Raw genomic sequence first — 22,075 nt, 5'->3', positions numbered from 1 at the left:
CACTGTTCCCCGCAAAGCCGCTACTACAGGGCTAAGAAAAGAAAAAGGGCACTTAGAAAAGCGCCCTCAATTTGTTACTATCCTATGAAAACCCTATTTGTATACAAAGGTATATCAGTGTTAACTTTATTTGAAATTTTCAGCGCTGAATAACAAATAATTAACAAAGTATTTGTTTCATTCGATCGCCAGAAATCCAATACCACCGCTGCTTTCAGGACACCCCTCATTTTCTCTTTTTCAGCGGTGTTTGTTAAACGCTCCTAAATTTCTCAGCTGCAACCCATGCTGTTCCCGCAATTCAGGCACTTATAACATGTGCCGGAGCGAACGGTGATGTGGCCGCAGGTGTTGCATGCCGGCGCATCACTCTGCATGCTCCGCATATAATCCTGCGTGCTGCTCTCCCCACTGGAAGCCGCTACAGCATATGGTTTCGCTGCCTTGGGGCTGCCTGGCGCAGGCGTGTTGCCGACTACCCGGACATTGGACAATTCAGGTTTTACCACCGGCTCATCCCACTCATCTTCCCCGGTATTGCCCGGCGCATCCAGGATGTGCACCAGGTCGGTGCGGCCCAGGTATTCGTATCCCAGCACCCTGAAAATATAATCGATCAGGGAAGTGGAAGAGCGGATATTCGGATGGTCTACCATGCCTGCCGGCTCAAACCGTGTAAATACAAACTTATCTACAAACTCCTCCAACGGCACACCGTATTGCAGGCCTACAGATACTGCGATGGCAAAACAGTTCATCAGGCTGCGAAGGGTGGAACCTTCTTTCGCCAGGTCAATGAAGATCTCCCCGAGCGTGCCGTCGTTGTATTCACCGGTGCGCAGGAAGATGGGCTGGCCGCCTACTTTGGCTTTTTGTGTGAACCCGCGGCGTTTGGCGGGGAGCGTTTTCCGCTCTACTATCCTCGACAATGCTCTTTTCAGCGAAGTATCCGAGCTGGCGATCATTCTTTTGTTCAATTCTTCCAGCAATTCGTCGATGGTGAGCTGGTTCATATCAATGATCTGCGCTGCGGCTTCAGCAGGTGCCGCTTCGCCGGCGTCCGCGCTTTTTTTCCTTTTGTCGCTTTTGTTGCTGAGCGGCTGGCTCAGCTTCGACCCGTCGCGGTAGAGGGCACAGGCTTTGAGGCCCAGTTCCCAGCTGAGTTTGTAGGCATCCGCAATTTCTTCCACCACCGCTTCGTTGGGGAGGTTGATGGTTTTGGAAATGGCCCCGGAAATAAATGGCTGTGCTGCGCCCATCATGCGGATGTGGCCGTGCGGGTGAATGTAGCGCTCGCCTTTTCTACCGCACTTGTTGGCGCAGTCAAACACCGGCAGGTGCGCTTCCTTCAGGTAAGGCGCGCCTTCCACCGTCATGGTACCGCATACGTAGTCGTTGGCGGCTTCTATCTGCTCGTCAGTAAAACCAAGCTCGTGCAGCAGGCTGAATTCCATGCTGAAATATTGCTCGGGCTTGAAACCAAGGCGCTGCAGGCACTCTTCACCCAGGGTATACACGTTGAACACAAAACTGATGTCGAATGAAGAAGCCACGGCAACGTCGAGCTTTTTCAGCTCTTCTGCCATCAGCCCTTTTTCGCTCAGGGTTTGTGTATTGATATAAGGCGCTCCGCCGAAATTGCCGCTGCCTTTGGCATAATCCACGATGGCGCGGATCTCGTTTTCTTTATATCCCAGGTTGCGCAGGGCGGAAGGAATGGACTGGTTGATAATTTTGAAGTATCCGCCGCCGGACAATTTTTTGAATTTCACAAGCGCAAAATCGGGCTCTACGCCGGTGGTATCGCAGTCCATCACCAGACCGATGGTGCCGGTGGGCGCAATCACGGTGGCCTGTGCGTTGCGGTAACCGTGCTTTTCACCCAGTTTTACCGCATCGTCCCAGGCCTTGGTAGCCGCGGAAAGCAGGTAATCGGGGCAGAAACGGGCGTTGATGCCCTGCGGTTTTATCTCGATGCCTTCGTACGCATCGGCCGCGTCGTAAGCCGCGGCGCGGTGGTTGCGCATCACGCGCAGCATATGTTCTTTGTTCTCGGCATATTTGGCAAAGGGCCCCAGGTGGCTGGCCAGCTCCGCGGAGGTTTTATAGGAAACGCCCGTCATGATAGCCGTGATGGCCCCCGCGATCCCGCGCGCTTCATCACTGTCATACGCGATGCCGCTCACCATCAGCATGGAGCCCAGGTTGGCATAACCGAGGCCCAGCGTACGGTATTCGTAGCTGAGCTGCGCTACTTCCTTGGAGGGGAACTGCGCCATCAGCACGGAAATCTCCAGCACCACCGTCCACAGCCTCACCGTATACTCAAACCCATCCACATCGAAGCGGTTGTTCTCTTCGCTGAAAAACCGGCGCAGGTTCACGGAAGCCAGGTTGCAGGCGGTATTGTCGAGGAACATATATTCCGAGCAGGGGTTGGACGCGTTGATGCGGCCTCCTTCGGGACAGGTATGCCATTCGTTGATGGTAGTGTCGTACTGGGTACCCGGGTCTGCGCAGCGCCAGGCGGCGTAGGCAATCTGGTTCCAGAGATCGGACGCCTTTACGGTTTTCACGGTTTTCCCGTTCATCCGGCCTTTTAATTCCCAGTCGCCATCGGCTTCCAGCGTGTGGAAAAAGCTGTTAGGAATTCTCACGGAGTTGTTGGAATTCTGGCCCGATACGGTTCTGTACGCCTCCCCTTCATAATCAGAGGAATAGCCGGCTGCGATAAGCGCCGCCACTTTCTTTTCCTCTTCCATTTTCCAGTTCACGAATTCGAGAATTTCCGGATGGTCCAGGTCCAGGCACACCATTTTAGCCGCGCGCCGGGTGGTGCCACCGCTTTTAATGGCGCCGGCGGCGCGGTCGCCGATTTTCAGGAAACTCATCAGGCCGCTGGATGTACCGCCGCCGCTGAGTTTTTCACCTTCCCCGCGGATTTGTGAGAAGTTGGTGCCCACACCGGAGCCATATTTGAAAATACGGGCTTCGCGTACCCAGAGGTCCATAATACCGCCGTCGTTCACCAGGTCGTCGCTCACGCTCAGGATGAAGCAGGCGTGCGGCTGAGGCCTTTCGTAGGCGGAAGTGGATTTTTCCAGTTTGCCGGTGCGCTGCTCCACATAGTAGTGACCCTGTGGTTTGCCTTTGATGCCGTAGCTTTCGTACAGGCCGGTATTGAACCATTGCGGTGAATTGGGCACACAGGCCTGGTTGAGCATACAATAGGCAAGCTCTTCGTAGAACACCTGGGCGTCGGCCGCAGAGGCGAAATAATCATACTTTTCACCCCAGGCGCGCCAGCAATTGGCCATGCGGTGCACCACCTGTTTCACGGAGGTTTCGCGGCCCAGCGAGCCGTCGGCCTGCGGTACGCCCGCCTTCCGGAAATATTTCTGCGCCAATATATCAGTAGCGATCTGTGACCATGCTTTGGGCACCTCCACGTTATTCATCTCAAACACTATATCTCCGCCAGGGTTGCGGATAACCGACGATCGCATTTCATATTCAAACTGATCATAGGGGCTAACACCATCCCTTGTAAAGTGGCGGGTAAAAGCGAGGCCGCCAGCCTTCTTGCTTTGATTTTTCATATGCCCTAGAAAATTTAACAGGATTAAACAAAATTTAGAAAAACGGTTACTCTCGAAGTGGGATTACTAAAATAATTTTAAATGAAGTCCGCACCCATTTTTCTTATCCACAGGCTGTGCATAATAGGAGCACCGGCAGACCATTAACAAACGGCTGTTTTCGGCCCTCTTTTTGCTTCATTTTTCCTCATATCAGTTGCAAAATCAATACCATGCATATTTATTTAGCACTGTGGCTTATTAGAAAAAAATTTATACATTTGCTTCAACCGGAACAATGCATAATTAATGTACAGAAAAATATACAGTTCCTTTATTGACAGAAAGGCAAAAGGTACAAAGTCATTCGCAGTTCTGATCGATCCGGACAAGGTTACACCTGCCGGTATCGCCGATCTGACCGCTAAATGTACTGAAGCGAAGGTTGATTACATTTTTTTGGGCGGCAGCCTGGTGATTACCAATCATCTGGATGAGGTGGTGCAGCAGATCAAGGCCACCTGCTCCATCCCGGTGATCCTCTTCCCCGGCAGCCCCTCGCAGGTTTCGCGCTATGCCGATGCCCTGCTGTATCTTTCTATGATTTCCGGCCGCAACCCGGAATTACTCATCGGCCAGCACGTTGTTTCTGCGGCTGCTGTTAAAAAAAGCGGCCTGGAGGTAATTTCCACCGGCTATATGGTGATCGACGGCGGTGCCCCCACCACCGTTTCCTATATCAGTAACGCCACTCCCATTCCTGCGGATAAAGACGACATCGCTATGTGCACTGCCATGGCCGGCGATATGCTGGGCATGAAAGTCATCTATATGGACGCCGGCAGCGGCGCCCGTAAGCCCATTACGGAAAGCATGATTCACCGGGTAGCCAGCCAGGTGGACGTGCCGGTTATTGTAGGCGGCGGCATTAGGGATGCGGAAAAAGCATACCTGAATTGCAAGGCAGGTGCAGACATCATCGTGGTAGGCAATGCCATCGAAAAAGACATTTCACTGATCAAGGAAATCGCAGATGCCGTGCATCGCGCGCCTGTGACTGCTAACCGTTAACCCCTTCAGCAGCAGGCTGTTATCTTTCATTTTATCCAGCGAGGCCCTTCCAGCCTCAAAAAATACCTATAAATAAGTATTTCCGCAGCTTCGGTCATTAAAGTGTAGAAAAAACCGTTTGGGTTATATATCTTGCACGAGCGCTTGAATGCTTTGTTCAGGCGCCTCAAAAAACCAACCAAAACCAAAGTATCCCTGGCTACCGAGCTATGTGCGCGTAATTGATAATTGTGTCCGTCCCAGCGGGTTATTTTCCGTTTTGAATCTATGACTGCTTTTCCTCCGGGCTTCTGTTGCACCTGCCAATAGAGCTGCTGCCACTATTTTGCCCGGCCGGAAGCGTCTTCCAACATTGGTTAATTGGCCCAAAAGGCCTTTTTTCATAAGCATAATTTAGCGGGCCGTCTTCTCCAGGACGGCCCTTCTCTTTCCCGGTATTATCCTAAAAATAAAGCAGGAAAACGGAAAGGCAGCCCTCTCCTGATTCCCTGCTTTACCTGCGATGTATGCTCCCTTTTACAGGCTCATCATTTCCTTAAACTTCACCGCCTGCCTGCGGCTTACTTCGATTTTTTCACCGCCGCGCATTTCCAGCAACAGCCCGCCGTTGAAATAGGTATCTATCCGCTCTATCATCCGCAGATTCACGATGTGCTTACGGTTGGCACGGAAAAACACCCGCTCATCGAGCCGCTCTTCCAGAGCATTCAACGATTTGAGAATCAGTGGCTTATTGGTTTCAAAATACACCCTCGCGTAGTTGCCCACGCTTTCGAACAGGCGGATTTCCTGCAGCTTCACAAACCAGCAGCGGTCGCCGTCTTTTACAAACACCTGGTCATTTTCACCCAGGATGTTACGGATGCCGGAAGCAGCGGCCAGGCGTTCCTTTTCGTCGGCCTGGTGGAGCTTGTGTATGGCATCGGCGAGCCGTTTGGGCTCGATGGGCTTCAGCAGGTAATCCAGCGCATTATATTCAAACGCCTTCAGGGCATATTCGTCGTAGGCAGTGGTAAAGATCACCTGAGGCGACCGCTCGAGTTCCGCCAACAGGTCGAAACCGGTCTTATCGGGCATCTGAATGTCGAGAAACAGCAGGTCGGGCCGCAACGTTTCTATCTTCTCGATACCGTCTTTTGCATTCACCGCTTCCCCTACCACCACTATCTCCGGGTGGTCCGCCAGCAGCTTTTTCAGCTCGCTCCTGGCCAGTCGTTCATCGTCTATGATCAATGCTTTTTTCATACTGAGACTTTGCGTTATTGGTTGATGACACTTTAAAATTACAGCAGCGGCATTTGCACCCTGGCTTCCACCGTTGCTTTGTCAAAATTGTATATTTCAAAAAAGGCGCGGTTGCCGAACAGCAGGCTCAGCCGCTGTCTTGTACTGGCCAACCCCAGGCCCAGGCCGTTCATATCTTCCACAATCTGGCCCGTATTGCGGATGGTGATTTCATGCTGCATATCGTGCACGTGGGAACTGATCAGTATCAGCCCTCCCCTCACTTCCCGGGAAATGCCGTGTTTGATGGCGTTTTCCACCAGGGTCTGCAGCATCATGGGCGGAATGGGTAATTCCAGCGTTTCCGGGTCAATATCGTACTGCACTTTCAGCCGTTCTTCAAACCGGATATTTTCCAGTGCAAGATAATCTTTTACGATGCTCAGTTCGTTTTCCAGGCTTACCGTCTCGGCCTTGTCCGCCTGCATGGAGTTCCGCAGGATGTTGCTCAACTCCGTGATGGCGGTACGGGCCCTCCGGGGGTTTTCGTCCACCAGCGCCCGGATGCTGTTCAACGCATTGAAAATGAAATGCGGGTTCAGCTGGGATTTGATCGTTTTGAGCTCCAGCGTGCGTACCGTAGCCTCCAGCTTCAGCTGCCGCACCTGCGAGTTCCGGCTCTCTTCCACGTAATGCCAGAGGAAATAAATCACCGCCCATAAAGCCAGGAACACCGTCTGGTGGATGAAAGACCGCAGCCAGGCATCCCTGAAATTCAGCTCGTGATCTTCCGGCGTAATCAGCAGGCTTATCCACGTCAGCAGGAAGGAGTTAACCGTTGCGCATACCAGGATGCCGAAAAAGAAGTAGATGGCCACATTTTCGAACGGCTTCTCAATCCATCTGTATTTGACGATAACCGCACGGAAAGCATGCGTAATGAGCACCCCGAGCACTACCACGCACGGTACATACTGCACTACAAACGTAACATCCACAATGTTGAAGAAGAAGGCGAAAATGAAGTAAAGAAAAGCATAGGATCCCCACCCCAGTATTTGGCACCACCAATATTTCGATATGCGTCTAAACATTCCCAAAAGTTAGCAAAGTCCGCTGACTAAATAAAAAACCTTGCGATTCTTCCAAAAATACCATCTGCGCAGGTTGGCGGCCAGCCAATTTTTATCAATGGCGGAATAGGCGGTTAAATGGGGGGCTCCAAATAGCGTAAAAACATGTATTTTTGGGCATTAAACCCTAATGTTGATATGGAAATTACGGCCGGTCAATTACTGAGCCAGATCGAATACCCTTCGGATCTGCGAAAATTGAACAGGGAGCAGCTGCACCAGGTGTGCGACGAGTTGCGCCAGTTCATTATTGACGTGGTGAGCGTGCACGGCGGCCATTTCGGGGCCAGCCTGGGTGTGGTGGAGCTTACCGTGGCACTGCACTATGCCTATAATACTCCTTACGACCAGCTGGTTTGGGACGTCGGCCACCAGGCTTACGGCCATAAAATCCTCACCGGCCGCAAAAACGTGTTCCATACCAACCGTAAGTACAAGGGAATCAGCGGTTTCCCCAACCGGGGCGAAAGTGAATACGATACCTTCGGCGTAGGGCACTCCAGCACCTCCATCGGCGCGGCACTGGGCATGGCCATCGCCTCCAAGAACAAAGGAGAGCACGACCGCCAGCACATCGCCGTAATAGGCGACGGGGCTATGACGGCCGGGATGGCTTTCGAAGCCCTCAACCACGCCGGCGTCTCCAATGCCAACCTGCTCGTGATCCTGAACGACAACTGCATGTCGATCGATCCCAACGTAGGCGCCCTCAAAGAATACCTGACGGACATTACCACCTCCCATACTTACAATAAATTCAGGGACGATGTGTGGAACCTGCTTGGCAAACTGCCGGTGGGCAAGAAGTTCACACGAGACATGGCCTCCAAACTCGAAGCCAGCGTAAAGGGCATGGTGTCCAAATCCAGCAACCTGTTTGAAAGCCTCAACCTGCGTTATTTCGGCGCCATCGACGGGCACAACATCACCAAACTGGTGGATACCCTGCAGGATCTCCGGAACATTCCGGGCCCCAAACTGCTCCACATCGTAACCACCAAAGGCAAAGGGTACGCCCTCGCCGAAAAAGACCAGACCAAGTGGCATGCGCCCGGCCTGTTCGACAAAATCACCGGGGAGATCTTCAAGAAAAACATCGAAGCGCCACAGCCCCCCAAATACCAGGACGTTTTCGGCCATACCATCATCGAACTGGCTGAACAGAATAAATCCATCATGGGCATTACGCCCGCCATGCCTTCCGGCTCTTCCCTCAAATTCATGATGGAGAAAATGCCGGACCGCGCCATCGACGTGGGTATCTGCGAACAACACGCCGTTACCCTGTCTGCCGGCCTGGCCACCCAAGGCATGACTGTATTCTGCAACATCTATTCTTCTTTCATGCAACGGGCTTACGACCAGGTGGTGCACGACGTGGCCATCCAGCACCTGCCCGTTATTTTCTGCCTCGACCGGGCCGGCCTGGTAGGGGAAGACGGTGCCACCCATCATGGCGCCTACGACATTTCATACATGCGCAGCATTCCCAACATGATCGTGAGCTCGCCCATGAACGAGGAAGAATTGCGCAACCTGATGTATACCGCCCAGCTGCCCTCGAATAAATCACCCTTTGTTATCCGCTATCCGCGGGGCGAAGGCGTGATGCCCGACTGGCGCAGGCCTTTCAGCCCCATCCGTGTGGGCACCGGCCGTAAAATCCAGGACGGGCGCGACCTCGCCATTCTTTCCCTCGGCCACCCCGGCAACTTCGTTACCGAAGCCATGAAGGAACTGATGACAGACGGGTTGCAGCCTGCTCACTACGACATGCGTTTTGTGAAGCCGCTTGATACCGAGATGCTGCACGATATTTTCCAGCGCTTCGACCGTGTGATCACGGTGGAGGACGGCGCCCTGCAGGGCGGTTTCGGCAGCGCCATCCTTGAATTTATGGCCGACAACGACTATAAAGCCGATGTGAAGCGCCTGGGCATCCCCGACCGTCTCATTGAGCATGGCAAACCCGCCGAACTGCAGCGCGAATGCGGGTACGACGCCGCGGGCATTGCTGCCGCCGTGCGGGAAATGCTCCGTTCCAAAATCACCGTTACCGCCAGCTGATAAACACATTATACCGCTGCCATAGCCGCATATGCGCTATGGCAGCGGATTCCCACCATGCGCGATCTCTACATACAGTTACGCATCACCGAGATTATACAGGAAACGCCCGATACGTTTACCTACCGGCTGGAGGCCGCTAACGGCCAGCCCGTGAAATACCAGGCCGGCCAGTTTCTGACCTTCCTGATTACCCTGCACGGCACCGAATACCGGCGCTCTTACTCGTTCAGTTCCACTCCCGGCATCGACCCGTTTATGTCGGTCACCATCAAACGCATCACCAACGGCGAAATATCACGCCACATCCACCGCACCTGGCAGGTGGGCGACGTGGTCACTTCCCTGCTGCCATCCGGCCGCTTCACGCTGGACGAACTGCCGGATACCGAAAGGGATATTTTTTTTCTCGGCGCCGGCAGCGGCATCACGCCCCTATTTTCCCTGTTGCAGCACGCGCTCCATTTCGAGCGGGCCGCCCATGTCACCCTTATTTACAGCAGCCGTAACCCGCAGCATACCATCTTTTACCAGCGCATCCTGGCCCTGCAAAAGCAGTTCCCCGAACGGCTCACCGTCCTGTGGCTCTTCAGCGACCCCGGCGACGAACCGGTGGCCTTCCGCCGCATGAGCAACAGCCTGCTGGAAATGCTGGCGCCCAAACACCTCAAATATGCCCGCGAGCGGGCCCAGTTTTTTATCTGCGGCCCTTCCGAATACATGCGCATGGCGCAGTTTACCCTCACTTTCATGGGGTTCCAGGCCAACCAGCTGCATAAGGAAAATTTTGTGGTGAATACCGCCGCGAAAATTTCCAGGGTGCAGGTGCCGGACGATGCTTCCATCAAACAGGTGCTGCTCCGGCACGAAGACAAATCGCAACTGTTACCTGTGCCGGGTAACGAAACCATCCTCCATGCCGCCCTCCGCCAGGAGATGCACCTGCCCTACAGCTGTAAAGGCGGGGTATGCGGCTCCTGCATCGCCAGATGCACGGAAGGCAAGGTTTGGATGTCTGTCAACGAAGTACTGACCGACAAAGAACTGTCGCAGGGCCTCATCCTTACCTGTACCGGGTACGCGCAAAGTGATTCCGTTACCCTGGAGTGGTAATGGAGTTGGCCGTTTTCCGGAATTTACATACATTCAATTCAAATTAAGGCTATGGGCGCTACTGCACTGAAGGTAGCCGGTCTCTACCTCGTAATCGGCTGGGTATGGATCAGCACTGACAGCTGGTTGTGGCATTCTCTCGCAGCACAATTTCCCCTGGTTAATCCCGCGTTGCTACAGTACACCGTGCATGCGGCCTTTGTTACGGCGTCGGCCGTGCTTATTTACGTGCTCGTCAGAAACAGCAACAGCAAACAAAACAATTTCCGGATGCTATTCTATGAGCATCCGCTGCCTATGTGGATCTACCAGTGGGATACCCTTCAATTTCTTGCCGTGAACGACGCTGCCGTAAAAAAATACGGTTACACCAGGGAGGAATTCATGCGGATGACCATCCTGGAGATCCGCCACCCGTCTACCATCAACCACGTATTGGAAGATGTACGCAAAACCAACAAGGAATTTGTTTACCGCGGCGTTTGGCAGCATCAGAAAAAAGACAAATCCATTTTTCCCGTAGAGATTTACTCGCACACCACTCATTTCAGAGGATTGGAAGCCAGGCTGGTGATGGCGGTGGATATTGATTCGGAAATACGCTCCACCGTGATGGCTAAAGACATCGGCACCCGCTACGAGTTGCTGGCACAGGTTACGCAGGACTGCATCTATTACTGGGATATGGTGGCAGACCATACAACCCGCAACCACGGGCCGTCAACGCTGTTCGGGTACGATGAAGCGGACATTCGCGACAAACGCAGCTGGTGGGACGATCGTGTGCATCCGGACGATGTGTTGCCCATGCTGCAAAAATTCGAGGCCACCCTCCGTAACAACCTCGTTCACTGGGACGCGGAATACCGCTTCCGCTGCGCCAACGGCGAATACAAACACGTGCACGACCGCGGGCATATCATTTACAACGAAAAACGGCAAGCCGTCAGGATGATCGGCGCCGTACAGGATGTGACCGAAAAGCAGCAATACGTGCAGCAGCTCAGGCAGCAGAATGAAGTGCTGCAGGACATTGCCCATATCAATTCACACGAAATACGCCGCCCTGTTTCGTCCATCCTGGGTATTATGTCGATGTTCGACCTGGACAAAAACGAGCCTGCCCTTAACAACCGCCTGTTGGGATTGTTAAGGCAAAGCACGGTTGAGCTGGACGGGTTGCTGCACCAGATTCAGCACAAACTGAAAAAATTAAATAAATAAAGCACTACCGGTAAGATTGAAACCGGGTAAATTCTCCCTTTAGCTCGTTGTGTAGTTTGTGAAATACCTGCATACGGTCGTGCAGGGTATCGAAGTCGTCCACCGGCCTGTCGTGATGTACGATTACCGGCTTGTTGTTGGTGAAGCTTTTGGCGGATTGTTTTAAATCGTGGAACATTTCATCCGCTACTTCCAGCTGTCTGATAAACTGGTTCTGAAAGTGTTCTACTTCGACCATCTGTTCATGGTTGGGATGCCGCCCGGCGGCCATTTCTTCTAACCTGCTGCGCATCTGCCGCAAATCTCCACGTACCTCCTCAACTTCACTTTTCCATGTGCTGAGCTGTGCCTGCAGGTCAGTAGACTGTGTTGGTACTTCCATGATATATTGATTTAAGTTAAACGATGACGATAGCTTGTAGGGAAGCTGTATCCATCATGCATCCATGCTTATTGGTCAATATCCTGTCCCTCACTTCTAATTTACGATTCTTTTTGTTTCCGGCCCTCAAACTGACCGCGGAAATTATCCACCGCTCCGCCCGGACTGAATTGTTAACAAACAGTACAGGAATGAGAAAGACCGTTGCTCCGTTCGCCTGTCGAATACAACCGGAGCGTGGTTAATCTGTGTTGGAACAGATAAGCGGTTTTCATAATGCGGATTATTCGAAAGTCCGAAGATAAGGCGCTTGATGGTGCCATATTGCTGATAAAAGCAGCCTTTGCTACAATTGAAAAAGTTATACCGCAGAAGATTCCTGACGAGGCTGATATATTGCAGATGGTGCCTTACTGTAGTTGAAAAGCAGCCTTCACACGATGCCTGACAGGCATGAATTGCCGCGAAAAAAAGAAACCGGTCTCCCGTAAAACTTCCTTTACAGATGACCGCAATGCAAAAAAGCCAATGCACCTGCCGGGCATTGGCTTTTAAAAATGACACTAACACTAACGTATATACGTATATATTACTGCAGCATGGGAACGTCCATCAACAGGAATTCTGTATCATCTTCCGCTACGATCTGCAATTGATCGTAATCCGTAACGCCGATCGCGTCGCGGCTTTCGAGCATTTCCTCACCTATTTTCACTTTCCCGCTCAGTACAAAAAGATAGGCGCCGTTCTGCGGCCGTTTGGTATCGTAAGTAACAGACTGGCCCTTGTCGAATTTACCGAGCGAAAACCATGCATCCTGGTTGATCCACAGGGTGTCGTCGCTTTGGTCAGGCGCCACGACGGTTTGCAGCCGGTTGACACGGCCCGAAGGGTCGAACGTTTTCTGGTCGTACCGGGGAGTAATGTCCTTTTCTTTCGGGAATAGCCAGATCTGCAAAAATTTTACCGGGTCTTTTTTGGATGCATTAAACTCGGAGTGCTGAATGCCTTTACCGGCGCTCATGATCTGTACGTCGTGCTGGTTGATGATTTTGTGCCGGCCCGTATTGTCTTTGTGCTCCAATGCGCCAGACAATGGTATGCTCACAATCTCCATATTGTCGTGCGGATGCGCGCCGAATCCCATACCACCTTTCACCGTATCGTCGTTCAGTACGCGCAATGCGCCGAAGTGAATACGCTCGGGATTGTAGTATCCCGCAAAGCTGAAGGTGTGATAAGACTGCAACCATCCGTGGTCTGCAAATCCGCGGGTGTTACCGCGATGGATAATCGTTTTCATATGATGTTCCTCCTGTTATTTTTCTGATGCAAAGATCCGATGTTTGGAGGGGGGTATCAATGGACAAACCCGCTAAAAGAATGGACAAATATTTGGCCCTTAAAACACAGGCCGGACGCAGGTTTCAGCTGATCGTCCGGCCCGTTGGGAATATTTTCACTGGTCTTTTTATTATACCAGTTTGGCATCCATGGTGATGCTGGTGTTAAGCAGTTTGGAGATGGGGCAGTTGGCGCGCGCATCTTCCGCCATTTCCGCAAATTTCGCCGCATCAAGGCCGGGTACGCTCGCAGTTACTTCCAGGTGGATATTGGGAATAGCACCTGCTTCAAACGTCACGATCGATTTGGTATCGATGCTCGTGGGCGTGAGGCCTGCGCCGGAAATGATAAAGCTCAGTTTCATACTGAAGCAGCCTGCATGCGCCGCTGCGATCAGCTCTTCGGGGTTTGTGCCGGTACCGCTCTCGAAACGGCTGCTGAATGAATATGCGGTATCTTTCAGTACGCCGGTTTCGGTAGAAACGGTGCCTTTTCCTTCTTTGCCGGTGCCTTTCCAGTTGGCAGTTGCGGATCTTTTCATGATTAAAACTTTTTTACGGGTGAGATGATTAGAGGGTTTAAAAATAATGAAATAAGATTAAAAAACCGGGCGAAAAACTCGCCCGGTTTACCTAAAACCTCTGACTTCCTGTTACACTAATTCCACAAAATCTTCCAAAGGCTTTCTCACTTTCTTCGCATGCTGCATACCATCTTCATCCGCGCGAAATCCAATCGCTGCAAGTACTACCGTGCGCAGGTTCTTCTCTTTCAGTCCTAAAATCTCATCGTACGCAGCTGCGTTGAATCCTTCCATGGGGCAGGCATCAATACCATCCGCCGCACAGGCCGTCAACAAAGTCCCCAGCGCCAGATACGCCTGTTTGCCCGTCCACGCTGCCGCCGCCTCACTGTTCAATCTACTTACCGTACCTTTCACTATATCCTCAAATCTGCTCAGTTGCGCTCTTTCCATTTGCCGGGTGCTGGCTATGTTGCTGATGTACTGCTCCACATGTTGTTCCTGCAGGTTATCATAGCGGGCGAATATGACCAGATGCGAAGCATCGGTGATTTGCCCCTGGTTCCATGAAACCGCTTTCAGTTGTTCCCTTACAACCGGGTCGGTGACCACGATTATTTTGTATGGCTGCAATCCGTAGGAAGAAGCTGACAGGCTGGTTGCTTTCAAAATCCTTGTCAACTGCGCTTCTGCTAACTTCTTCTCGGGATTGAACTTTTTGGTGGCATACCGCCACGTCAGTTTTTCCAGGATATCCATTGTTATCTTTTTATGCTTGTTTGATCATTTGCACGGCCAGAATCAGGCGCACATCGTCGCTCACTACCAGGCCGCCGGCTTCTGTGGTGGCAGACCAGGTAAGGCCGAAATCTTTACGGTTGATTTTGCCGCTAAGCTCAAAACCCGCTTTGGTCTGGCCCCAGGGGTCAACAGTAACACCGGCGTATTCCACGTTCAGTTCCACGGGTTTGGTGGTGCCGCGGATGGTGAGGTCCCCTTTCAACACGAAGCTGTCTGCATCTTTCTTTTTCACTTCCGTTGACTGGAAGGAAATTTTCGGATGATTCGCCGCATCAAAGAAATCCTCGCCTTTCAGGTGCTCGTCGCGTTGGGTGTTTTTGGTGCTCACGCTGTTCACATTCGCTTCAAAAGAAATGTTCGCATCGGTGAAATCGTCTTTTGAAGTGGTGAGGGTGGCATCGTATTCCCCGAAGTGACCCGTTACGTTGGTGATCATCAGGTGCTTTACTTTAAATTCAATTTCGCTGTGGGCAGCGTCAATTTTCCAGGTAGTCATTGTGTTATAGTTTTAAGTTTGATGATAGTCTGTGTAAATCTGTTTTTCCGATTGACAACACAAAATTACATGTTGTAACATCTATTATAAATGGATAGATCGACGGAAAGAGTGTACTTTTTTATAACACCCTTTTAATTTGCTAATAATCAATAACTTAAACTAAATACCCAGCAGGCCCGGGCAGACTTAAATCGGAAAACCGCAGCAGATATATTAAATAATTCTTATCCAAATAACGAAAATCTGTCGGCCCTCCGGTAAAGGTCAATCTCTTATACCCTTGCCAGTTCCTTGAACTCGGAAGGCGACTGGTTCGTATACTTTTTAAAGAAGCGGGAGAAATAATGAGGGTCTTCAAAGCCCAGTTTATAGGCGATTTCTTTTGCGGTGAGGTCGGTATTATACAGGTAGCGCTGCGCCTCCAGTATCACCCGGTTGCGGATGTGCTCCCCTGCCGTGATGCCCGACAATTGTTTGCTGATTTCGTTGAGCAGCACGGGTTTGATATGCAGCAATCCCGCGTAATCGGACACGTTTTTAAGTTCGCGGTACTTTTCTTCGATGAGTGTTTTAAAATTCATGAACAACACGCTGTTGTGCCTGCTCTGGTACTCCGGCATCACGGTAACAGGGCGCACGGCATTGCGGGAGGCGACGATCAGAAAGTACTGCAACAGGTTCTGGAAGGCCACTTCATAACTCGGAGGTTTATTATCTACCTCCTGGATCATCCGTTTCACCATCCAGTCGAGCTCCTTTTCATCTTCTTCGTTATTGATCTGGATAACGGAGCTGAAGCGGTCGTTCACAAACAGCCCGTTGCGTACGCTGGCCATGTCGGACTGGTCGCTGGGGCACATCAGGGAATCGTGGAAGGCGATCATATAACCGTCCACCTTTTCCGAAAACTTCATCTGGTGAACCTGGCCCGGTGCGAGGAAAAAGAGGGTGTTCTTCTTCACCACGTGGGTTTCTGTATCGATGGTATGGGTGAGCTGGCCTTTTTTGATCCAGTAGATCGTATAAAAATCGTGGCGGTGCGGGGCATTCTGGTGCTCAAAAAAGCCCAGGCCCAGGTTGCAGAGGGTAGACACGCTGAATTCCGCCTTTTCGTGGGCGTTCTGGGCATATGCCGGCAGCGATACGATTTCTATCTGATCTTTTTTGTCCGCCATGGTCTTATTCTTCAAACACTACGGGCTCCCCTTCCGGTCGTTCGGAGGGATCCACAAATTCAATGATAAAGTTATTCCGTCCTTCGCCCACCATGATGCTCAGGTATTTGGCCTGCACCAGTTCCAGCATGCCCAGGAACAGGAAAATGGCGTGTACCCGGTCTTTACAGTGGTCGAAGATTTTTTCGAATGCGATAGTTTTTTCCGCGCGGGCGAGGTCGAGCATATACTCGCGGGAGCCTTCCATGGTATAATCGTATTTATATACCACGTGCTGGGGTTTGTTGGTCCGCTCTTTTACCCGCTGCATCACCTTTTCGAAGGTTTTCGTGAGTTTAAAAAGCGTGAGCGTCTGTACTTCTGTGCCTTCGCTGGTCACTTCCCCGATTTCCGCCAGTTCTTTGGCGATATTGCCGCGTTTGATCTGCAGCATACGGTTGGCTTCCTGCTCGGCCAGCTCGGCGGCTGCCTGCTTGTACCGCTTGTATTCCAGGATTTTATCCACCAGTTCCTGCCGGGGGTCAATTTCGTTCCCCGCCTCGTCCAGCTCCTTGCGCGGCAACAGCATTTTGGCCTTGATGCGCATCAGCGTGGAGATAAACAGGATGAATTCGCTGGCCAGTTCAATGTTCAGCGCCTCCATATGATGGATGTAGTCCAGAAAGTCGTTGGTCAGGCCGGTAATGGGGATATTGTAGATATCCAGCTCATCCCTTTCAATAAAGAACAGCAACAAATCAAACGGCCCCTCGAACTGGGGTAATTTGATTTTGTAAATTTCTTGTTCGTTGCTCATAGTTAAATTTAAAAAACCTGCCGGGCGTACCCCGACAGGTTTATCAAAAATAAGAAAATTCCGGCACTTAAAACTTCGCGGTAAGGCCGATGCCCAGGACCTGCTTTATCTGCAGCCGCGGGCCCATCACCCCCGTTTTCGTGTTTTCGAACTCTTTCACGTCGTCGTCGTAAATCATATCCAGGCTCACATTGGCGCTTAACCATTTGTTAACCTTCATGCTGAGCACGTTCGTCCAGAAAACGTCGATATTCTGCGGGTTCTTTTTATAGTTGGAAAAGAGCTCGAGCTTGGTTTTATAGGTCACATTCTTCAAGATTTCCTTATTCCAGGTGGCGGTTATAAAGGCGCCGAACTCGCTTTTCACGTGTTTGCCCGTGTCCACGCCATAGGCGCCCCTTGCGGAAAGACTATCGTCCATCACCACTACCCAGCGGGCGGTAATCGGCGACATAAAGAGGGAGAACTCCTTGTTCGGCATGTAATCAACACCTGGCGACAATACGATATAGGCCGGGGCGAAAAACCGGGATACCAGTTCGGGTGTTGTGTCGGCCGGGTACAGGTACCCATCGGTGAACTGCGTCCGCAGGTTGAACAAACCGCTGAGATACCAGTGATTGCCGATATCATAACCATATTTGGAGGTAAAGTCAATGCGGTCGTCATTTTTGCGGGTGCCCAGGCTGGTGGTATTCACGTAACCGTAAGCCAGGTCGAGGTTATTATCCCAGGAGTGCCTGTCTTTTTTATAGTTCGCGAATACGTTGAGGGTGCCCAGCAGGGAAAGCGACAGTTTGTCGCCACCCGCCGCCCAGTTGGTCAGCGAGCCCTGGTTGAACATCAGGTTAAAAGTGGCCCCCTTTTTCCAGAGCCTTCCGGTGGTGTCTTTTTCCCCGTTTTTGATTTTCTTAGCGGTTTCCTCGCGCAGTTTCCGCATGGAATCGTCCTGTGCATGTAGGGCCGTGGCAGCTAGCAGCATCATGGTGGCTGCCAGGTAAACTTTTTTCATTATTGGTCAGGTTAAACTGTTAAATAGTAACGGTTGGCCGCAGATGCAGCCAACCGTTCAGACTTTTGTGCAGGTTATTTTTGTTTAAGCTCGTCGCGGATTTCCATCAGCAATTTTTCCGTTGCTGTGGGCTCAGCCGGTGCTGCCGGTGCTTCCTCTTTTTTGTTGAACCGGTTGATGGTTCTTACTACGAGGAAGATGGCAAAAGCAATGATGATGAATTCCACCAGCGATTGGATGAATAAGCCGTACTTCACTTCAGCTTCTCCTACCTTGATCATTTTTGCCTTGAAATCGACCCCCTGCAGCAGGATACCGACCAGGGGCATGATGATGGCCTCCACCAGGGAATTCACGATTTTCCCGAAAGCGGCGCCGATAACAACGCCCACCGCCAGGTCGATCACATTTCCCTTCATGGCAAAGGCTTTAAATTCACCGAAAAAAGACATACGCTTAGGTTTTAGAGTTAAAGAAAGGTGGTGTAACAGGTGCGATATTAATAATTTACGGCTTTTTATCCGCATTATTTTTTCCGCCATTCAGCTTCGGAAACTTCATTTTCAACGATTTCAGTGTATCCAGCACCGTTTTAGCGATCACATATTCCTTGTACCAGTTATGGTCTGCCGGTACAATAACCCATGGCACGTCGTTGCAGTATTTGAACACATCTTCGTAGGCTTTCCGGTATTCCTTGTGCAGTTTGGCTTCCGCAAAGTCCTTCTCATTGTACTTCCACATTTTGCGCGGGTCTTTGGTGCGCTCTTCGAGCCGTGCCCACTGCGCCTCGGCAGATACATGCAGGTAAAACTTCAGGATATGTGTGTTGTTGTGCTGTACCAGCAGTTTCTCGAAATCATTGATGGCGTTAAACCGTTTGTATGCGGTTTTTACATCTATCCAGTTATGCACGCGCTGTATGAGCACATCTTCGTAATGCGAGCGGTTAAACACCTGTATCATGCCTTTGGCCGGCGCGTGCTGGTGAATCCTCCAGAGAAAATCATGATCCGCTTCCTCCGGCGTAGGTGCTTTAAAAGGCTGTACCCGTACTCCCATGGGATTCATGGTACCGAATACGTCCCGGATCACACCGTCTTTCCCGCTGGCATCCATGCCCTGTAATACAACCAATAAACTGTGTTTATGTTCGGCGTACATTAAATTCTGAAGGTCGTCCAGCTCTCCGAGAATGGCGGTGAGGCGTTCTTTTGTATTGTCTTTCCCGAACTTTTTTGGTGCCGTGGTAGGGATGGCGGCGAGTTTTACACTAGGCATATGCGTGAGTTGTTTCTTAAATTTAAGGAAAATGCGCCACAACAGGTTGGGATGTATGGAATCGGTATCTTTGCAGCGCTATGGACCAACGCTTGCTTAACTGGGGGATCTTTCTGCTGCTATGCCTGACCTGGGGCAGTTCATTTATCCTGATGAAACTCGGGCTGGTATCCTTCAGCCCCTACCAGGTAGCCAGCCTCCGGCTTATTTCCGCAGGTGCCGTACTACTCCCGTTTTTCTTCCGGTTCATCCGGCAAACGCCCAAAGGCAAAATACCTGTCATTATCCTTTCAGGCCTGCTTGGTAACGGTATCCCTGCCTTTCTGTTCTGTATTGCGGAAACGAAAATAGACAGCTCACTGGCGGGTATGCTCAATTCCTTTACGCCCGTATTCGCCCTCATTTTCAGCCTCCTGCTCTTCCGTTCGCCTGTGCAGAAACGCCAGTTGACGGGCCTCGCCATCGGTTTTGTAGGCGTCATCTGTCTTTTCCTCGTAAAGGGAGTAGACGCTAATCAATATTGGTATTATGGTTTGCTGATCGTGGCCGCCACCGCGTGTTACGGCCTCAACATAGCCCTGGTGCACAACTACCTCAAAGGATACACCACCCTGCAGCTGGTGTCCATCTCGCTGTTTTTCATGGCGTTGTTTTCCGCACCCGTGCTTATTTTCAGTGATTTTGCGGCTACGTTCCGGCAGGCAGACAGTGCCTGGATGAGCCTGGGCGCCGCCATGGTCCTGGGAGTACTGGGAACCGGCGTGGCCTCCCTGCTGTTTTACCAGCTCATCCGCTCCGCAGGCGCCATGTTTGCTTCGATGGTAACGTATGGCTTACCCATAGTGGCCATTGGCTGGGGACTGGTAGCGGGAGAACACATCAATGGCTGGCAGGTGCTTTGCCTGGCCGGCATTATGGGTGGAGTATACCTGGTTAACCGGAAATAAAAAAAGACGGGAGCTGCCCGTCTTTTCTGCATATGGTAAGCCAGTATTAAATGGCCATGATTTCTTTATCTTTTGCGACGCAATGTTTATCCACCATCTGAATAAAGCGGTCGGTCAGTTCCTGCACGTCGGACTCTGCGTCTTTGGCGGTGTCCTCACTTAAGCCGTCTTTCTGCAGTTTCTTAATGCCTTCGATCGCATCGCGGCGGATGTTGCGGATAGCCACTTTTGCATGTTCCCCTTCGCCATTCACTCTTTTCACCAGTTCTTTACGGCGTTCTTCGGTGAGGGGGGGCAGGAACAGGCGGATGATGATACCGTCGTTCTGGGGGTTCAGCCCGATGTTGGAAGCGATGATAGCCCTTTCGATGGGTTGCAGCATATTCTTTTCCCAGGGCTGGATGGTCAGGGTACGGGCATCAGCCACGCTGATATTGGCTACCTGGTTGAGTGCCGTCGGTGCGCCATAATAATCTACCATAATACCGTCCACGATCTGGGGGTTGGCTTTGCCGGCCCTTATCTTTGTTAATTCCACCTCCAGATGCGAAATGGCCTTTTGCATAGAGTCCTTCGCGTCATCCAGAATTAAATTAAGTTCGTCTTGCATAAGAATTAATACTTAGAGTGCCTGCAAACCTACATGAAATCTTTTAATCATCAAAGGATGAACAGGACAAGGAAAGTGTGCGGGGAGGATACGCGTTATTTATCCTGCAATATGCTTTCGGTGTTTACGCGGAGAATTTTGGGTTTGGTGATGCTTTCGCTGGGAATTTCCTGAGGCTCCGGAACCAGTATGGCAGCCCGGGCTTCGTTTTCCTTCCTTTTTTTCAGCATGAACAGCACTGTAGTAGCGCCCAACGCCAGTCCGCCGATAAGGCAAAGCAGGGTAGTGGTGCCCAGATCCTGGAGACCGAATGCCAGCACGATAAACCCGATATTGGATAAAACGGCTACCAGAGTAGCCTGGCTGTGTGTAAGCCCCAATGCCAGCATATAGTGGTGAATATGGTGCCTGTCTGCCGTAAAGGGAGAACGCCCGCGCGACATGCGGATGGCAAATACACGCAGTGTGTCGAACAGGGGAATGATCAGTATGGCAAAGGCGATGGCCGGTACGGACTGAATAGGCATTTTGCCCGCAGGGTTACCGGCTACTTCAATGAATTTGACAATGAGGGCGGCATTTACCAGGCCAACCAGCAAGGAACCGGTATCACCCATGAAGATCCTGGCAGGTGTGATGTTATAGATCAGGAAAGCAGCCAGGCCCGCCGCCATGGCAAAACCCATCACGGCATACAACAACTCGTTGGTATACAGGAAGTAAGCGCCGAGTACGGCAGATACGAGCAGCCCAATGCTCCCGGCAAGGCCATCGATACCGTCTATCAGGTTGAATGCATTGATTACTACGATAAAGGTAAAGTAAGTAAGCAACAGGCTGAAGTGATAAGGCAGCTCCTCCATCCCGAAAAAGCCATACATGTTCCTGATCTGCAAATTACCGAGGTAAATTACGGCAAAAGCCGCTACCAGCTGGCCTACCAGCTTTTTCATCGGGGAAAGACCAACAAGGTCATCTTTTATGCCCACGATAAAGATCACGAAAAATGCTGCCAGCAGGTATTGCAGGGGAAATGCCTGCTGAGATGGTACACAAACAGCAGATGCCAGCATAAAGCCGGCAAAGAAACCCAGGCCACCCAGGGTGGGGATGCGGGATTTGTGAGATTTACGCTCATCCGGTTCGTCATAAAGATGCTTCAACTCTGCTACCCGTATCAATACAGGAATTGCAAAGTAGGTTATAACGAAACTCAGGACAGTCGCGATAATTACATTCTCCATACGGGGGGTTGTGGTGCAAAGATATTAATTTCAGCGATATGCGTATCAGTT

Annotated in this window: 20 protein-coding genes; 5 read left to right on the top strand and 15 right to left on the bottom strand. The window is 51.3% G+C overall.

The window, feature by feature from the left end:
• Nucleotides 1–272: 272 nt before the first annotated feature.
• Nucleotides 273–3,599 carry a vitamin B12-dependent ribonucleotide reductase gene (locus EGT74_RS10440; RefSeq protein ID WP_123846448.1) on the bottom strand — a complete coding sequence of 1,109 codons (3,327 nt, stop codon included), beginning with the start codon at nt 3,597–3,599 and terminating at the stop codon, nt 273–275.
• 288 nt (nt 3,600–3,887) lie between these two features.
• Between EGT74_RS10440 and EGT74_RS10435 the strand changes: the two genes are divergently transcribed.
• Nucleotides 3,888–4,649 carry a geranylgeranylglyceryl/heptaprenylglyceryl phosphate synthase gene (locus tag EGT74_RS10435; protein WP_123846447.1) on the top strand — a complete coding sequence of 254 codons (762 nt, stop codon included), beginning with the start codon at nt 3,888–3,890 and terminating at the stop codon, nt 4,647–4,649.
• A 516-nt stretch (nt 4,650–5,165) separates the two neighbouring features.
• On the opposite strand, the gene EGT74_RS10430 is transcribed toward EGT74_RS10435, so the two are convergent.
• Together EGT74_RS10430 and EGT74_RS10425 are read right to left on the bottom strand one after the other, a co-directional pair.
• Nucleotides 5,166–5,894, bottom strand: coding sequence for a LytR/AlgR family response regulator transcription factor (locus EGT74_RS10430; RefSeq protein ID WP_123846446.1), 729 nt, complete (start codon nt 5,892–5,894; stop codon nt 5,166–5,168).
• 38 nt (nt 5,895–5,932) lie between these two features.
• Complete coding sequence (locus EGT74_RS10425; protein ID WP_123846445.1) at nt 5,933–6,967, bottom strand: sensor histidine kinase; 1,035 nt, start codon at nt 6,965–6,967, stop codon at nt 5,933–5,935.
• Between the two features lie 177 nt (nt 6,968–7,144).
• On the opposite strand from EGT74_RS10425, the gene dxs reads away from it, so the two are divergent.
• Genes dxs through EGT74_RS10410 form a run of 3 tightly spaced genes read left to right on the top strand, consistent with a single transcriptional unit; the run spans nt 7,145 to nt 11,410 of the window.
• The gene (dxs, locus tag EGT74_RS10420) at nt 7,145–9,073 is read left to right on the top strand and encodes a 1-deoxy-D-xylulose-5-phosphate synthase (RefSeq protein ID WP_123846444.1); all 1,929 of its coding nucleotides are present in this window, start codon (nt 7,145–7,147) and stop codon (nt 9,071–9,073) included.
• A 57-nt stretch (nt 9,074–9,130) separates the two neighbouring features.
• Nucleotides 9,131–10,186, top strand: coding sequence for a ferredoxin--NADP reductase (locus EGT74_RS10415; protein ID WP_123846443.1), 1,056 nt, complete (start codon nt 9,131–9,133; stop codon nt 10,184–10,186).
• Nucleotides 10,187–10,237: 51 nt separating this feature from the next.
• A complete protein-coding gene (locus EGT74_RS10410) occupies nt 10,238–11,410 on the top strand; it encodes a PAS domain-containing protein (RefSeq protein WP_123846442.1) in 1,173 nt (390 codons plus the stop codon).
• Between the two features lie 4 nt (nt 11,411–11,414).
• On the opposite strand, the gene EGT74_RS10405 is transcribed toward EGT74_RS10410, so the two are convergent.
• The 10 genes from EGT74_RS10405 to EGT74_RS10360 form a co-directional block, all read right to left on the bottom strand.
• On the bottom strand, nt 11,415–11,792 hold the full coding sequence (locus EGT74_RS10405; protein ID WP_123846441.1) for a hypothetical protein: 378 nt from the start codon (nt 11,790–11,792) through the stop codon (nt 11,415–11,417).
• 589 nt (nt 11,793–12,381) lie between these two features.
• Nucleotides 12,382–13,095: a pirin family protein gene (locus EGT74_RS10400; RefSeq protein ID WP_123846440.1), complete on the bottom strand. Its 714-nt coding sequence runs from the start codon at nt 13,093–13,095 to the stop codon at nt 12,382–12,384.
• A gap of 171 nt (nt 13,096–13,266) precedes the next feature.
• A complete protein-coding gene (locus EGT74_RS10395; RefSeq protein WP_123846439.1) occupies nt 13,267–13,677 on the bottom strand; it encodes an OsmC family protein in 411 nt (136 codons plus the stop codon).
• Between the two features lie 111 nt (nt 13,678–13,788).
• A complete protein-coding gene (locus EGT74_RS10390; protein ID WP_123846438.1) occupies nt 13,789–14,418 on the bottom strand; it encodes an NAD(P)H-dependent oxidoreductase in 630 nt (209 codons plus the stop codon).
• Between the two features lie 10 nt (nt 14,419–14,428).
• On the bottom strand, nt 14,429–14,956 hold the full coding sequence (locus tag EGT74_RS10385) for a YceI family protein (protein WP_123846437.1): 528 nt from the start codon (nt 14,954–14,956) through the stop codon (nt 14,429–14,431).
• A 275-nt stretch (nt 14,957–15,231) separates the two neighbouring features.
• The gene (locus EGT74_RS10380; protein ID WP_123846436.1) at nt 15,232–16,134 is read right to left on the bottom strand and encodes a helix-turn-helix domain-containing protein; all 903 of its coding nucleotides are present in this window, start codon (nt 16,132–16,134) and stop codon (nt 15,232–15,234) included.
• Between the two features lie 4 nt (nt 16,135–16,138).
• On the bottom strand, nt 16,139–16,930 hold the full coding sequence (locus tag EGT74_RS10375) for a segregation and condensation protein A (protein ID WP_123846435.1): 792 nt from the start codon (nt 16,928–16,930) through the stop codon (nt 16,139–16,141).
• A 67-nt stretch (nt 16,931–16,997) separates the two neighbouring features.
• Nucleotides 16,998–17,942 carry a DUF3078 domain-containing protein gene (locus EGT74_RS10370; protein WP_123846434.1) on the bottom strand — a complete coding sequence of 315 codons (945 nt, stop codon included), beginning with the start codon at nt 17,940–17,942 and terminating at the stop codon, nt 16,998–17,000.
• 74 nt (nt 17,943–18,016) lie between these two features.
• Complete coding sequence (gene mscL, locus EGT74_RS10365) at nt 18,017–18,394, bottom strand: large-conductance mechanosensitive channel protein MscL (protein WP_123846433.1); 378 nt, start codon at nt 18,392–18,394, stop codon at nt 18,017–18,019.
• Between the two features lie 55 nt (nt 18,395–18,449).
• Nucleotides 18,450–19,223: a PPK2 family polyphosphate kinase gene (locus EGT74_RS10360; RefSeq protein ID WP_123846432.1), complete on the bottom strand. Its 774-nt coding sequence runs from the start codon at nt 19,221–19,223 to the stop codon at nt 18,450–18,452.
• Nucleotides 19,224–19,303: 80 nt separating this feature from the next.
• On the opposite strand from EGT74_RS10360, the gene EGT74_RS10355 reads away from it, so the two are divergent.
• Nucleotides 19,304–20,170, top strand: a complete 867-nt coding sequence (locus EGT74_RS10355; protein WP_123846431.1) for a DMT family transporter — start codon at nt 19,304–19,306, stop codon at nt 20,168–20,170.
• Nucleotides 20,171–20,216: 46 nt separating this feature from the next.
• On the opposite strand, the gene frr is transcribed toward EGT74_RS10355, so the two are convergent.
• Both frr and EGT74_RS10345 read right to left on the bottom strand, forming a co-directional pair.
• On the bottom strand, nt 20,217–20,780 hold the full coding sequence (gene frr / locus EGT74_RS10350) for a ribosome recycling factor (RefSeq protein WP_123846430.1): 564 nt from the start codon (nt 20,778–20,780) through the stop codon (nt 20,217–20,219).
• A 95-nt stretch (nt 20,781–20,875) separates the two neighbouring features.
• Nucleotides 20,876–21,943, bottom strand: coding sequence for an MraY family glycosyltransferase (locus EGT74_RS10345; RefSeq protein WP_246008176.1), 1,068 nt, complete (start codon nt 21,941–21,943; stop codon nt 20,876–20,878).
• Between the last annotated feature and the right edge of the window lie 132 nt (nt 21,944–22,075).

The organism is Chitinophaga lutea (assembly GCF_003813775.1).
In the GTDB taxonomy this organism is placed as follows: domain Bacteria; phylum Bacteroidota; class Bacteroidia; order Chitinophagales; family Chitinophagaceae; genus Chitinophaga; species Chitinophaga lutea.
This window is presented reverse-complemented; position numbering and strand designations above follow the sequence as displayed.

Coding starts and splice junctions, on each gene's coding strand:
- EGT74_RS10440 (WP_123846448.1), bottom strand. CDS start 3,599: ATGAAAAATCAAAGCAAGAAGGCTGGCGGCCTCGCTTTTACCCGCCAC.
- EGT74_RS10435 (WP_123846447.1), top strand. CDS start 3,888: ATGTACAGAAAAATATACAGTTCCTTTATTGACAGAAAGGCAAAAGGT.
- EGT74_RS10430 (WP_123846446.1), bottom strand. CDS start 5,894: ATGAAAAAAGCATTGATCATAGACGATGAACGACTGGCCAGGAGCGAG.
- EGT74_RS10425 (WP_123846445.1), bottom strand. CDS start 6,967: ATGTTTAGACGCATATCGAAATATTGGTGGTGCCAAATACTGGGGTGG.
- dxs (WP_123846444.1), top strand. CDS start 7,145: ATGGAAATTACGGCCGGTCAATTACTGAGCCAGATCGAATACCCTTCG.
- EGT74_RS10415 (WP_123846443.1), top strand. CDS start 9,131: ATGCGCGATCTCTACATACAGTTACGCATCACCGAGATTATACAGGAA.
- EGT74_RS10410 (WP_123846442.1), top strand. CDS start 10,238: ATGGGCGCTACTGCACTGAAGGTAGCCGGTCTCTACCTCGTAATCGGC.
- EGT74_RS10405 (WP_123846441.1), bottom strand. CDS start 11,792: ATGGAAGTACCAACACAGTCTACTGACCTGCAGGCACAGCTCAGCACA.
- EGT74_RS10400 (WP_123846440.1), bottom strand. CDS start 13,095: ATGAAAACGATTATCCATCGCGGTAACACCCGCGGATTTGCAGACCAC.
- EGT74_RS10395 (WP_123846439.1), bottom strand. CDS start 13,677: ATGAAAAGATCCGCAACTGCCAACTGGAAAGGCACCGGCAAAGAAGGA.
- EGT74_RS10390 (WP_123846438.1), bottom strand. CDS start 14,418: ATGGATATCCTGGAAAAACTGACGTGGCGGTATGCCACCAAAAAGTTC.
- EGT74_RS10385 (WP_123846437.1), bottom strand. CDS start 14,956: ATGACTACCTGGAAAATTGACGCTGCCCACAGCGAAATTGAATTTAAA.
- EGT74_RS10380 (WP_123846436.1), bottom strand. CDS start 16,134: ATGGCGGACAAAAAAGATCAGATAGAAATCGTATCGCTGCCGGCATAT.
- EGT74_RS10375 (WP_123846435.1), bottom strand. CDS start 16,930: ATGAGCAACGAACAAGAAATTTACAAAATCAAATTACCCCAGTTCGAG.
- EGT74_RS10370 (WP_123846434.1), bottom strand. CDS start 17,942: ATGAAAAAAGTTTACCTGGCAGCCACCATGATGCTGCTAGCTGCCACG.
- mscL (WP_123846433.1), bottom strand. CDS start 18,394: ATGTCTTTTTTCGGTGAATTTAAAGCCTTTGCCATGAAGGGAAATGTG.
- EGT74_RS10360 (WP_123846432.1), bottom strand. CDS start 19,223: ATGCCTAGTGTAAAACTCGCCGCCATCCCTACCACGGCACCAAAAAAG.
- EGT74_RS10355 (WP_123846431.1), top strand. CDS start 19,304: ATGGACCAACGCTTGCTTAACTGGGGGATCTTTCTGCTGCTATGCCTG.
- frr (WP_123846430.1), bottom strand. CDS start 20,780: ATGCAAGACGAACTTAATTTAATTCTGGATGACGCGAAGGACTCTATG.